The organism is Streptomyces sp. NPDC043812 (assembly GCF_056436245.1).
In genome coordinates this window covers 13667-26372 of the sequence record NZ_JBWKCY010000010.1, presented here as the reverse complement: position 1 = coordinate 26372, position 12706 = coordinate 13667, and the positions used below count along the sequence as shown (strand labels likewise).

Below are 12706 nucleotides of genomic sequence, written 5' to 3'. Positions count from 1 at the left end.
TTGAGGGGACGCAGGTGCAAAGCAGTCAAGAACGTTGTACGGCTGCGGTATGCAGCTGGGCCCTCGTTCTCGTCGTCGTGCTGCCGTGGCTGATCCTTCAGACCCCGGGCACGCATTTCGGGCCGACACTCGCCCTGCAATGTGTCGTCGTCACCCACACCGGCGGGGCGCTCTCCAGGGTGCTCACCTCCGGGTCGGTGCGGCTCGTCGCATTCGGCTTCTGGCTGTTCGCCTACGTGTGGTTCGGGCTGGCACCGCTCGCCATGCTCGCCACCGACGACTACCCCCTGCTCTACCGCACCGATGAGGCGACCGCTTTCACGGCCACCGCCCTGACCGAACTCGGGCTGCTGGCATACAGCGCCGGGGCGGCAGTTGCCGCCCGGCGCACGAAGTCCCGTTCGCTCGTCATCGAACCGCTGCTCTCCCGCCGGCTCTCCCCCGTGGCTGTTCTGCTCCTTTGCGGCCTGTCGCTGGTACTGGCCGTCTGGCTGATCCCCCAACAGGGCGGGTGGGAGGTCTTCTTCAAGAGCAGGGAGGCCGTGAAACAGGCGGCGGCCACTTCGGACGCGCAGCGGGTGCTGCGTGCCTGGCTCCTCGCCGTTCCCGCCTTCTGGGCGCTGCTGGCCTTGGTGCACCTCATCCGCCTGCCCACAGGCGACCGGTTGTTGCGCGGCATCCGCTGGATGCTGCTCCCGCTCCTCCTCGCGCTCAACGTGGTCGTCAACAACCCGATCAGCAAGCCCCGCTTCTGGGCCGGAACCGTCATTCTGGCCCTGGTGTTCGCGTCGAGCTGGTTCAGCCGGCCACGGGCCTTCCGTATCACCGCGGGCGCGCTCACGGCCGTCGTACTGCTCGTGTTCCCGTACAGCGACTACTTCCGTTACGAAGAACGCGAGACCCTTCGCGCGGTGGGCCTGGCGGAACAGTTCACGTCGAACATGGACTACGACGCGTATCAGCAGTTGCAGACCGGCATCGACTACGCGCACGACACCGGTTTCTCGCCGTCGGCCGCTCTCGGTCCGCCCCTGTTCATGGTGCCGCGCACCGTGTGGCCCGACAAACCGGAGGACACCGGTGTCCGCATCGCCGAGTACGCGGGCTACGACTTCCAGAATCTTTCGGCGCCGCTGTGGATCGAGACCTACCTGTGGGCCGGAGTTCCCTCGGTGATCGTCGCCTTCTACCTGGTCGGTGTGGCCGGGCGCCGTATGGACGACATCCGGGAAAGGCTCCGGAACAAGCAGGCCACGCTGGCGACCTTGATAGTCCCGGGTATCGCCTTCTATCAGATCATCCTCCTGCGAGGTGGCCTCATGGCCATTGCAGGACCCCTGATGCTCCTGCTGACCATTCCGCTTTTCATCACCACCCGCGCCGCCGCCCGGGCATCCCGGTTCCCTTCACCGTCGCTCCCGCCCGCGACCGCCGGCCCTCTCCCAACCCAGGAAAAGGAGGCCATCCATGACCAACTCCACCGGGTTCGATGACCGGTACGCCGAACCGGACCAGCTCCGCGACCAGCTGCGCCAACTGCTGAGGTACCGCGCGACCATCGCGCTGGGCATCGTCCTGGGGCTGCTCGCCGGAGTGCTGCTGGCAACGTTCCGCGCAGGCAGCTACACCTCCACGGGCGAGGTCCTCGTCCGCGCGACCACGGACCCGTTCAGCACGTTCGGCGTGTCCGTCGAGAACCAGGTGAGCATGGGCACGGAGCGGCAGATCGCGCTCAGCGCCACCGTCGCGGCCCGTGCGGCGAAGAAGCTTCGCGAGCCGTTCACGGCGGACGCGCTGCTGGAGGACCTGCGCGTCAGCAATCCGCCGGACACCCAGGTCCTCCGGTTCGAGTACACGGCCACCACCGCGAAGCGGGCGGCCCAGGTGACCAACGCGTTCGTCGACGCCTACCTGTCCGATCGCAAGGACAGGACCGACACCACGGTGAAGCGCATGACGGCGGGACTGGAGCAGGAGGTCACCCAGCTGGTCAAGAAGACCTCCGGAAAGGCGAACGCCGCCCAGACCGCGGGCATGCGGGAGCAGATCAGCGTCCTGCAGAAGCGGATCTCGGACATCAAGTCCCGCGACACCACCGGTGGCGATGCCGTACGCAGGGCGGAACCCCCGCTGCTGCCCTCGGGGCCGGGGAAGGGGACGCTCCTGGGCCTCGGTGTGGTGGGTGGTCTACTGCTGGGCATCATCCTCGCCTGGCTGCGATCGGCGCTGGAACCGCGGGCACGCTCGATCCGCGACGTCCAGGGCGCGTTGGGTGCCCCGGTTCTGGGCATCGTGGCCGGGACGGGTGCGGGCGGCGAACTGCTGAATGTCGGCCGGGCCGGCGGCGCCCGCGCCGAGACATATCGGACCATCGCCTTCCGCCTCCGGCACGACCAACTGCGTGCGGGTGGCCGCTCGCTGCTGATCGTGGCGCCGAAGCCGGACCACACCGCGAAGGCCGCCGAAGCGGCCGCGGTGAACCTCGCGGCCGCCTTCGCCGAGGCCGGTGACGACGTGCTGCTCGTGGACGCCACCGCGAGCGTGCCCGGCCTCGCGGAGCGCCTGCCGCTGGTGACGGACGGGTGCGATGTCGACACCGAACTGGCCCGCCTCTCCGACAACCAGGTCGTCGTCGACGCGGGCACCGCAGGCCGCTTCACCCTCTTCCCCGACACGCGTGGCACCACCTCGGACCATGTCCCGGCGCCGCCCTCGGTGACGCGTGTCCTGCCGTCCCCCGACTTCGGAATGTCGGCGCTCGTCGTCACTCGGCCTCTGCTCGCACACGCCGACGGTCTCGCGGTCGCCCAGCGGGTGGACGGCGTCCTCGTGGTGGGCGGGCTCGATCAACTCAGGCGCGACGACCTCAAGCGGGTGCGTGAGCTGATCAGTTGCTCGGGCGGACACATCATCGGCGCCGTGCTCGACAGCGGCAGCCGGCGGAACAGGCTCCGCAGCGCCCTGGACGGTGCCATGGTCCGCCCGTCGAAGAAGCAGGACTCGTACACACCGGCCGCCCCCTACGGCGTACCGGCCGGGTACGCCGCCACGCAAACCGCGCCCGATGCCGCGCCTGAGGAGAAGCCCTCCCCGCCCCAGCAGGCTTCGTCCACGCAGGACGCCACGGTCACCACCTCCCAAGGATGAGCGCCTCCGGAACGGCCGTTCCCGCCACCGGCGGAACGTCCGCCCGGAGCGGGGTCGCCGCCACGGCGCGTGGCGGGTGGTGGGGCTTCCTCGGATCGGTGGTCAACGCTGTCTTCGGCTACATCCTGGTCGCTCTGGTCGCCCGCGTCCTCGGGGCGCACGGGTCGGGAGCGGTGTTCACGGGCGTCGCCATCTTCACCATCCTCAGCAACACCTGCAAGCTCGGTGCCGACACAGGGCTGACGCGGTTCGTGTCCCGCGACGTGGCCACGGGCGGCGGCCGGCAGGTGGGAACGCTCCTGCGTACGTCCCTCGTACCGGGAACCGTGGCGAGCACCGTGGCGGCCGCGCTGCTGTTCTTCTCTCCCTCGACAGCCACCTCACTGCTGCCGAACCTGTCCACGGAAGACGCGGTCACCCTGGTCCGGCTCTTCGCGGTCTTCCTCCCCGCGGCCACAGTCAGCCTGATCCTGCTCGGCGCCAGCCAGGGGTACGGCACCGTGATCCCGTTCGTCGGGGTCGAGCAGATCGGCAAACCGGTGCTGCGCGTCCTGATCGCCGTACCTGTCGCGCTCCTCGCCCCGGGTGTACTGAGCCTGGCCACTGCCTGGTTGGTCCCGTCCCTGGCCGGTGCCATCGTCGCCTGGCTCACGCTGCGCCGGTGCCGAACGGGTGGGAAGTTCCCTCCCGGGCCTGATGCGGCCGCTGTCCGGCGGGGATTCTGGGCGTTTTCCGCACCACGCGCGCTTTCCGCCTTCTTCGACATCAGCGCGGTCTGGGTGGGCGTCATCCTGCTGTCGGGACTCGGCACAAGCGAAGAGGCGGGCATCTACACGGCCATTACGCGCATCATCGCTGCGGGAATGCTGATCCAGCAGGCCATTCGGCGGGCCGTGGCACCCCAGATCAGCCGTCTTCTCGCCATGGACGAGTTCCAGCAGGCATGCCACCTGCACCGCATTTCGACCCGCTGGATTCTGTTGTTCTCCTCGCCGCTGCTCGTGCTTGTCGCGTGCTTCCCCGGCACGCTCCTCTCCCTTTTCGGACCGGAGTTCGTCGGGGGGGCGGATGCCCTGCTTGTTCTCTGTGTCGCCACAGCGATCAACATCGCCGTGGGCAACGCCCAGACCGTGCTGCTCATGGCGGGCAAGAGTTCGTGGCAACTCGCCGTCAGCGGCCTGGCGTTCACGGTGCAGCTGACAGTCGGATTCCTCGCCGTGCCCCGTTGGGGCGTGTTGGGGGCCGCCCTGTCCTGGGGGGCGGCGATCGTTGTCGAGAACCTCACGTCGGCCGCTCTGGTGCGGCGAAATCCCGGCTTCACAACTGTCGATCGCGGTTACCTCGCCGCGACAGGTGCCGGTCTCTGCCTCACGGCGGCTCTGGTTCTTCCCGCACGATTCCTGGTCGGCGATTCACCAATGGGACTCGCCGTAGGAATGACCTTGGGGATTTGCGTATTCAGTATAAGTTTGAGCCGCTTTCGCACCGCACTCGGGGTGCATGAGCTCGCCGGCGTCCTTCGTAGAGACGACGCGTAAAAGCCGTCGCAGTGCCGCGGCTCATCTGAATCCCCACCCCCCTCTCACCACCCGTACATCGAAGTCTGGGATGTTTCCATGCGCCTGAGAAATCGCCCCACGAGGATTGTCACCACTGCGTCCGCCGTGGTCTTCCTCACCGCCGCTTCACTCGTGACCGCTTCCGGCGCGGAATCCGGCAAGCCTGCCGTGACCGCCGACCCCTTGGCGACCTGGCAGACGGACGGCATCGTCTGGTCGCTCGCGTACGCAAAGGGTGTCGTGTACGTCGGCGGCACTTTCAACTACGTCCGCCCGCCGGGCGCGAAGCCCGGCGAGAAGCAGGTCGCGCGCAAGAACTTCGCCGCGTTCGACGCGGTCACGGGCAAACTCCTGCCGTGCGCCCACGCCTTCACCGGCGGCGCAGACACCGTACGGGCGATGAAGGCATCACGCGACGGCAAAGTGCTCTACGTCGGCGGCTCCTTCGGTCGCGTCGGTACGACGGGCGTGACCAGTGCGGTTGCGCTCAACACGGCCAACTGCTCGGTGCGCCAGGACTTCCGGCCCGCCATGTCGGCGCCCGTTCACGCCATCGAGACCACGGACAAGGAGGTCTACCTCGGTGGCGCCTTCAACGTGGTCAACGGCCAAGCCAAGAGCAAGATCGCGGCGTTCTCGCCGACAGGCAAACTGCTGCCGTTCACGGCGCAGCTCGACGGACCCGTCAGGGCCATCGCTGCGGCAACCAATCAGAACAAGCTCATGGTCGGCGGCTCCTTCGGATGGGCCAACGGCGTGCGGTCGCGCGGGCTGGTCGCGCTGAACCCCTCGAACGGCGCGACCACGGCGACGTACCGCCACTGGCTCCCGCTGGGATCGTCGGTGAAGTCACTGGCGCTCGACGGCACCCACTTCTACCTGGGAGCCGAAGGCTACGGCGCTGGTGTCTTCGACGGCCGCATCGCCGGCCGTCTGTCCGATGACGCCATGGTGTGGAAGGACACCTGCCTGGGCGCCACCCAGGCCGTTGTCGTGAAGCAGGGCATTCTGTACAGCGCGTCCCACGCGCACAACTGCTCCGAAACACCGGGTGGCTTCCCGGAGCACAACAACCGTCAGCACTTCCTGGCCCAGTCGGTCACCAACAAGCACATCCTGCACTGGTTCCCCGACACGGACGGAGGGCTCGGTGAATCGACCGGCCCCCGGGCTCTGGTGATGGCCAACAACATTCTCTGGTCCGCCGGCGAATTCACCGCGGTCAACGGAAAGCCGCAGCAGGGCCTGACCCGCTTCGGCGCCGGACCCGACATCGGAGCCCCGGAGGGTGCTCCCCGGCTCACGGCCGTCAACTCCGGCCCCGGCAAGGTCCGGCTCTCGTGGCTCGCCGCATGGGACAGGGACAACGCGGTGCTGACGTACCGGATCTACCGCGACGGCGTCCTCGTGGCTTCGCCGAAGCAGGGCTCCACCTCGTGGAACCGCCCGCTCATGACGTTCACCGATTCGGTGAAGCCCGGATCCAGCCACAAGTACACGATCTCCGTGACCGACGGCACGAACGCCTCGCCCAAGTCCCCGGCGCTCTCGGTGACCGCGGCTCCCAACGCGCAGTCGGCAGGAGTGTGATGAGGCGAGAGCGTCGCGGTTACGCACCCGGAGTCTTCGACCTCTTCCACGTCGGCCACCTCAACATCCTGCGCCGGGCCAAGGAACACTGCGACCACCTCGTTGCGGGCGTCTGCTCCGACGAACTGGTGGTGCATCTGAAGGGCAGGCCGCCCGTCGTACCGCTCGCCGAGCGGCTGGAGATCGTCCGCAGCCTGCGCTTCGTCGACGACACGTACGTGGCGACCATGGACGACAAGCTCGAGGTCTGGAGGGAAATCGGTTTCGACGTCATCTTCAAAGGTGACGACTGGCTCGGCACGGATGTGTGGAAGGGCCTTGAGGGCGAATTCGTCAAACGGGGTGTGGAAGTCGTCTACTTCCCCTACACCGCCCACACCTCCAGCACTCTTCTGCGCACTGCGCTCGACCTGCTCGCCTCCCAGGCTCCGGCCGGGCCGCCATCAGGAGAGCTCACGGAACCACTTCACAAGGAAGGCGGCCATGAAGAGGACATGGGCCACGAGCAGCATGCAATACACGGTGAGAAAGAGATCTTGACTCCCCAGGAATAGGAAGCTGACGCAGACCATGCCGTAGTCGACGGGGAGAAGGAGCACGGATCGCAGCGCCGACGGGGGCGCCGGCGAGGCCTTACTCCCTGTCTGCCTCTTCAGCTTCTCCGTCAGGATCGCTCCGAAGAAGATGACGCCGGCAGCGAGCTGGAAGGCCATCGGCACGAGCAGGAACGCCTCACTGGGCAGGTCGAAGAAGCGGTAGAACGAGACCAGCACGACCATGTGGACGCCCACGGTCTTGACGCTGTCGAGCACATGGTCCAGCCACTCTCCCGAGGCGCTCTCCGTCCGCTGAATCCGTGCCAGCTGTCCGTCCGCTGCGTCCAGGGCGAAACCCAGCACCAGAGCAGCGAACACACAGACGGCCATCACCGGTCCTGGCGGCACCAGCGCCACGGCCGCCAGCGCCGGAAAAGTGAAGAGGGTGCCGAGCACGGTCACCTGATTCGGTGTGATCCCGCTCCGGTAGACCATCGCCGCAAGCATGCGACCTGCCGGACGGTTGACGAACCGGGTGTAGACCGAGACTCCCTTCGGGGACTTCTGGGCAGTCGAAAGGAGCCTGAACACATCAGGAAGTTCTGACATTTCACCCTCTTCGGACAAGTACGCCTATGGGGTACAACTATCACAGAATCTGCGCATATACCTGCCGGAGGGGGCTCTGCTCGGCGGCGCGGCGTTCCCCGCGCCGCTCAGCCCGGGAACGGCGAAGAGGCCGTGTCGGATGTCTCCGACACGGCCTCTTCCCGTACGACTCTCGCGAGTCGGGACGACAGGATTTGAACCTGCGACCCCTTGACCCCCAGTCAAGTGCGCTACCAAGCTGCGCCACGTCCCGATGCCCGTGTGACCTGGGGTTTCCCCCGGACCTAACGTGCAAGAGAACAATACATCACTCCGCGGGGCCGCCGGGCGGGTCCGCGGGCCCGGATCGGACCACCGATCGGTCGCAGGTCCGCAGGAGCATGACGCTGCCCGGCATCTCCCGGATGCCGAGTCGCCTGACAGAGCCACCGTCACCTGCCGGACCGTCGAATGCAACGAGGCGGCGGCCGGCCGGGGGAAACGGCCGTCCGTGCGTGGAAGCACCGCAGGGGCGGCGACCCCACCCGCCTGGGCCGAACGGAGAAACTCACCGGCCATCCGGGTCCGCAGACCTCCCGTGCTGCTACGCGATCGCCGCCGCCTGCGTACTTCACCGACGCACACCTCTGGCTCGCTGCCTGGTGCCTCGGTGCACCGCGATCTCCATCCCGGCTCGTAGAGACGGGCGCGCCGGCTCACATTTCCTGGCGCCGGGTCAGTTAGGGGGATCAGGAGGCCGGTCAATGTCGTTGCAAATTCCCGGGGTGGCACAGAAATGCGCTTGCACCCGATTCACGTCGCCTGGATCTATGCCTCGGGAACTACGAACCGACATCGGAACAGTCGATGTCGAGACCGTCCAGGTCCGAATCAAAACACCCCATCTGGATGAGCGCCGCGCCATAGGTGGGCCGTTACTATCAAATCGCCAGCCCCTTCCGACAGCACCGAATGAGGTACCAATTAGATGCAGCGGTACATCAAGTTCGACGCCGAGATGAAACACGCGGTGGCACAGGTCACGGATGCTTTTCCGTTCCGTGGCTATGTCAAGCCGACGTTGTCCGGTCACATCACCGTCGCCCAGACCGTCCAGGAGTTCCTCAAGCCGGGAGCGCGGATCCTGGACTTCGGCGCGGGCCCGGCGGACAAGACCGCGGTGCTCGCCGCGCTCGGCTATAAGTGCACGGCCATCGACGACCTCCAGGACGAATGGCACAAGCGCGGCGGCGCCCGCCAGCGCATCCTCGACTTCGCCGAGAAGATGGGGATCGACTACATCCCGCTCGACGACGGTGGTCTCCCCAGCACCGAAACATTCGACATGGTGATGCTGCATGACGTGCTGGAACACCTGCACGACTCACCGCGCGATCTGTTGATCAGCCTGCTCGAGCGGGTCCGCGACGAGGGCTATTTGTTCATCACCGTGCCCAACCACGTCAACCTGCGCAAGCGCCTGGACGTGCTGCGCGGCAAGACCAGCCATCCGCCGTTCGAGCTCTACTACTGGTACCCCGGCAACTGGCGCGGCCACGTGCGCGAGTACACGGAGGGCGACTGCCTGGAGCTGGCCAAGGCGCTGGGGCTGGAAGTGCGTATGGTGCGCGGCACCCACCACATGCTCAGCAAGGTGCCGCCCCGGTTCCGGCGGGCGTATCTGGCCGTCAGCAAGCTCATTCCGTCGACCAGGGACACGTGGTCCATGATCGCCCAGAAGCCGCCCGGGTGGGTGCCCAAGCCGGAGCTCAACGACACGGAGTTCCGAGAGGTCACCGGCCTGAGGTCATGGGGCGAAATGGCCCACTGACCCTCAGCACTACAGCAGGGCGTCGCCCGAGCCCTGCAGCCGCATACGCCCGCGGCTCGGCCCGGCGCGTGAGCGGCTCGCGGTGCGGAGGACAATGGCGGTATGGACGAGGCATCGGGCGACAGGACGGCCAGAGACCGCGATACCGAGGGCAGGGCGCGCAATGCGCGGCCCCGTGACGGGCTCGGCCGTCCCCTCCCGTACGGCGCACGGGGTGTGGAACGCCAGCCGGAAGGTGTGCTGCGCACCCCGCCCCAGACCCTGACGGAGGCCCAGCGCCTGCTGGACGCGGGAATGCCCTTCCACGCCCATGAGGTCTTCGAGGACGCCTGGAAGTCGGGCCCGGAGCAGGAGCGCGAACTGTGGCGCGGCCTCGCCCAGCTCGCGGTGGGTCTCACCCACGCCGCCCGCGGCAACACCGCGGGCGGCGCACGGCTGCTGCTGCGCGGCGCGGACCGGATCGCGCCGTTCCCGCAGCCGTACGGGATCGACGTCCAGGGGCTGTCGCGATGGGCGACGGAGCTGGCCGGCCGGCTGACAGGCCCGGTGGACCCGGTCGCCGAGTCACCGCGGCTGGTCGTCCGGTAGCGGGTCGTCCAGCGCTGGGTCGTCCAGGAGGACGACGACGAGGGTGCGGGGCCCGTGGACGCCTTCCACGCGGTCGAGCTCGATGTCGCTCGTGGCGGACGGGCCGGAGATCCAGGTCAGTGGTCGGGTCGGGGCGAGGCGCGGCATCGCCTGCGGGACGGAGGCGACGACCTGTTCCGGGGCGCGTACGACGCAGATGTGCAGGTCGGGAACGAGGGTGAGGGCGCGGCGGCCCTGGGCGGGGCCGCCGTCCAGCACGAGGGTGCCCGTCTCGGCGACGGCGAGGGCGCAGCCGGTCACCACGGCGTCCGTGGCGTCGAGTTCGGCCGGGGTGAGCGGGCCGTCGTCCCTGCGCCTCTCGGCGTCGGTGGCGGCGAGCCAGCCCTCGGGCAGTCCGTCGGGGACGACGACCGACCGCGCTCCGTACTCGGTCAGCAGCTCCGCGAGAAGCTCCGGCAGCCGCGCCTGGGTCGAGCGGTGCACCAGAGCCCGGTAGTCGGTGAGGTTCTCGCACAGCAGGTCGAGGATCGGGGCAAGGTCGTGGGCGGTGTGGCTGTCCCGGTAGTCGCGCAGGACCCCGGGCGCCTCGGGGGCCCCGGCTACTGCGGCGCGGATCCCGGCGAGGATGCGGTCGCGGGAGGAGGTGCTCATGTGCGGTTCTTCCTCCACCAGTCACGGAAGGATTCAGCGGGCAGTTCCGGCAGTTCGCGCGACGCGGTCCATGCTCCGGTGCCGGGCGGGCGGCGGGGGTGGAGCCTCCGGGTCCGGGACGCGAGGCGTTCACCGACGGCGAGCGCCGAGGGATGGTTCAGCACCCAGCCGGCTGCCTTCATCGCTGCTTTCTCCAGCCGGTGGCCCTTTCCTCCCCGGTCCGCGACCTCCTCACGGAGATGGACCAGGACCTCGGGGATGTCGATGGCGACCGGGCACACCTCATAACAGGCCCCGCACAGCGACGAGGCGTACGGCAGGGAGGCGTCGATCTCGCTCTGTGTGCCGCGCAGCTGGGGGCTGAGGATCGCGCCGATGGGGCCGGGATAGACGGACCCGTAGGCGTGGCCGCCGGCCCGCTCGTACACCGGGCAGACGTTCAGGCAGGCGGAGCAGCGGATGCAGCGCAGGGCCTGCCGGCCGACCTCGTCGGCAAGGGTGGCGGTGCGCCCGTTGTCGAGGAGGACGAGATGGAAGGCGCGCGGGCCGTCGCCGTCGGTGGTGCCGGTCCACATGGAGGTGTAGGGGTTCATGCGCTCCGCGGTCGAGGAGCGCGGCAGCGTCTGGAGGAAGACTTCGAGGTCGCGCCAGGTCGGCACGGTCTTCTCGATGCCGACGACGGAGATGAGTGTCTCGGGCAGGGTCAGGCACATGCGGCCGTTGCCCTCGGATTCGAGGACGACCAGTGTGCCGGTCTCCGCGACCATGAAGTTGGCGCCGGACACGGCGACCTTGGCGCGCAGGAACTTCTCCCGCAGATGCAGCCGGGCGGCCTCGGCGAGATCCGCGGGCCGATCGGAGAGTCCGGCGGGTGCGGGCCTGCCCCAACTGCCCATGGTGCGGGCGAAGATGTCGCGGATCTCGCCCCTGTTGCGGTGGATGGCGGGGACCAGGATGTGCGAGGGCCGGTCCTCGCCCAACTGCACGATCAGTTCGGCGAGATCGGTCTCGTAGGCGGCGATCCCCTCGGCCTCCAGGGCTTCGTTGAGGCCGATCTCCTGGGTGGCCATGGACTTGACCTTGACGACTTCGCGTTCGCCGGTGGCCTTCACCAGGCCGGTGACGATCCGGTTGGCCTCCGCGGCGTCGGACGCCCAGTGCACGACGCCGCCCGCGTCGGTGACCGTGGCCTCCAACTGCAGCAGGTACTCGTCGAGATGGCGCAGCGTGTGGTCCTTGATCCGCTTGCCCGCCTCGCGCAGCTGTGCCCAGTCGTCGAGCTCGGCGACGGCCTTGGCCCGCTTGTCGCGGATGGTGTGGGTGGCGTGCCGGAGGTTGGCGCGCAGCGTGGGGTTGTGCACGGCGTCCTTGGCCGCGACGGGGAAGGAGGGCATCCCCAGATAGGTGCCGCTCATGTGCGGGGCTCCTCCGCTCGGTAAGGGTGTTCCTCGGTGGCGGCGAGGATGTCGGCGATGTGCAGGGAGCGCAGCGGCTCGTCCTGGCGCCGCAGGATGCCGTCGAGGTGCATCAGGCACGAGTTGTCGGCGCCGCAGAGCACCTCGGCCCCGGTGGAAACGGCGCTGCTCACCTTGTCCTGCCCCATGGCGGCGGACACATCGGCGTTCTTGACCGCGAACGTGCCGCCGAAGCCGCAGCATTCCTCCGCGCCGGGCAGCTCCCGCAGCTCCAGCCCCTTCACCGCTTCCAGCAGCCTGCGCGGCCGGTCCCCGAGGCGCAGCATGCGCAGTCCGTGACAGGAGGGGTGGTAGGTGACGGTGTGCGGGAAGTAGGCGCCGACATCCGTCACCCCGAGGACGTCGACCAGGAATTCGGTGAGTTCGAGGGTGCGCGAGGCGAGGTCCACCCCGGCCCCGCCACCGAGTTCGGGATAGTGCTCCCTGACCATGGCGGCGCAGGAACCGGACGGGGTCACCACGTACGGGTACCCCTCGAAGGCCGCGATGGTGCGCCGCACCAGGGGCTGGGTCTCGCGCCGGTATCCGGTGTTGAACTGCGGCTGCCCGCAACAGGTCTGCGCGGCCGGGAAGTCCACCGCCACCCCGAGCCGTTCGAGGAGTCTCACCGTCGCGATGCCCGTCGCCGGGAACATCGCGTCATTCACACAGGTGACGAAGAGTGCGACACGCATGGGCGGAGGATATGCGGAATGCGGAGCGTTGCGTACCACCTGGGAGGCGAAACATCGGATCACTGGG

10 protein-coding genes, 1 tRNA gene and 1 pseudogene are annotated in these 12706 nt (G+C 68.3%); 7 read left to right on the top strand and 5 right to left on the bottom strand.

Annotated elements, in window-relative coordinates:
- Positions 1-14 precede the first annotated feature (14 nt).
- The 5 genes and pseudogenes from AC067Z_RS16520 to AC067Z_RS16500 form a co-directional block, all read left to right on the top strand.
- Complete coding sequence (locus AC067Z_RS16520) at positions 15-1493, top strand: hypothetical protein (RefSeq protein ID WP_478790217.1); 1479 nt, start codon at positions 15-17, stop codon at positions 1491-1493.
- Positions 1468-3147: a hypothetical protein gene (locus AC067Z_RS16515; protein ID WP_478790216.1), complete on the top strand. Its 1680-nt coding sequence runs from the start codon at positions 1468-1470 to the stop codon at positions 3145-3147. Before AC067Z_RS16520 ends, AC067Z_RS16515 begins: the two co-directional genes overlap by 26 nt.
- Positions 3144-4685, top strand: coding sequence for an oligosaccharide flippase family protein (locus AC067Z_RS16510; protein ID WP_478790215.1), 1542 nt, complete (start codon positions 3144-3146; stop codon positions 4683-4685). The genes AC067Z_RS16515 and AC067Z_RS16510 overlap by 4 nt, the downstream gene beginning before the upstream one ends.
- A gap of 78 nt (positions 4686-4763) precedes the next feature.
- Positions 4764-6296, top strand: coding sequence for a fibronectin type III domain-containing protein (locus AC067Z_RS16505; protein WP_478790214.1), 1533 nt, complete (start codon positions 4764-4766; stop codon positions 6294-6296).
- Positions 6296-6730: pseudogene (locus AC067Z_RS16500) on the top strand (FAD synthase family protein); the annotation flags it as partial. The gene AC067Z_RS16505 and the pseudogene AC067Z_RS16500, both read left to right, overlap by 1 nt.
- 9 nt (positions 6731-6739) lie before the next feature.
- Here AC067Z_RS16500 and AC067Z_RS16495 read toward each other — a convergent pair.
- Positions 6740-7441: a CDP-alcohol phosphatidyltransferase family protein gene (locus AC067Z_RS16495; protein WP_478790213.1), complete on the bottom strand. Its 702-nt coding sequence runs from the start codon at positions 7439-7441 to the stop codon at positions 6740-6742.
- A 179-nt stretch (positions 7442-7620) separates the two neighbouring features.
- Positions 7621-7694 (bottom strand) — tRNA-Pro (locus AC067Z_RS16490).
- A 714-nt stretch (positions 7695-8408) separates the two neighbouring features.
- Between AC067Z_RS16490 and AC067Z_RS16485 the strand changes: the two genes are divergently transcribed.
- Together AC067Z_RS16485 and AC067Z_RS16480 are read left to right on the top strand one after the other, a co-directional pair.
- Positions 8409-9251, top strand: coding sequence for a class I SAM-dependent methyltransferase (locus tag AC067Z_RS16485; protein ID WP_478790212.1), 843 nt, complete (start codon positions 8409-8411; stop codon positions 9249-9251).
- A 102-nt stretch (positions 9252-9353) separates the two neighbouring features.
- A complete protein-coding gene (locus AC067Z_RS16480; protein ID WP_478790211.1) occupies positions 9354-9839 on the top strand; it encodes a DUF309 domain-containing protein in 486 nt (161 codons plus the stop codon).
- On the opposite strand, the gene AC067Z_RS16475 is transcribed toward AC067Z_RS16480, so the two are convergent.
- The 3 genes from AC067Z_RS16475 to AC067Z_RS16465 are packed head-to-tail and all read right to left on the bottom strand — an operon-like array spanning position 9816 to position 12639.
- Positions 9816-10490 (bottom strand): LutC/YkgG family protein, encoded by a 675-nt coding sequence (locus AC067Z_RS16475; RefSeq protein WP_478790210.1) that lies wholly within the window; start codon positions 10488-10490, stop codon positions 9816-9818. The genes AC067Z_RS16480 and AC067Z_RS16475 overlap by 24 nt on opposite strands.
- Entirely contained in the window at positions 10487-11905 is a 1419-nt protein-coding gene (locus AC067Z_RS16470; RefSeq protein WP_478790209.1) for a lactate utilization protein B, read from the bottom strand. Before AC067Z_RS16470 ends, AC067Z_RS16475 begins: the two co-directional genes overlap by 4 nt.
- Positions 11902-12639, bottom strand: a complete 738-nt coding sequence (locus tag AC067Z_RS16465; RefSeq protein WP_478790208.1) for a (Fe-S)-binding protein — start codon at positions 12637-12639, stop codon at positions 11902-11904. The genes AC067Z_RS16470 and AC067Z_RS16465 overlap by 4 nt, the downstream gene beginning before the upstream one ends.
- Between the last annotated feature and the right edge of the window lie 67 nt (positions 12640-12706).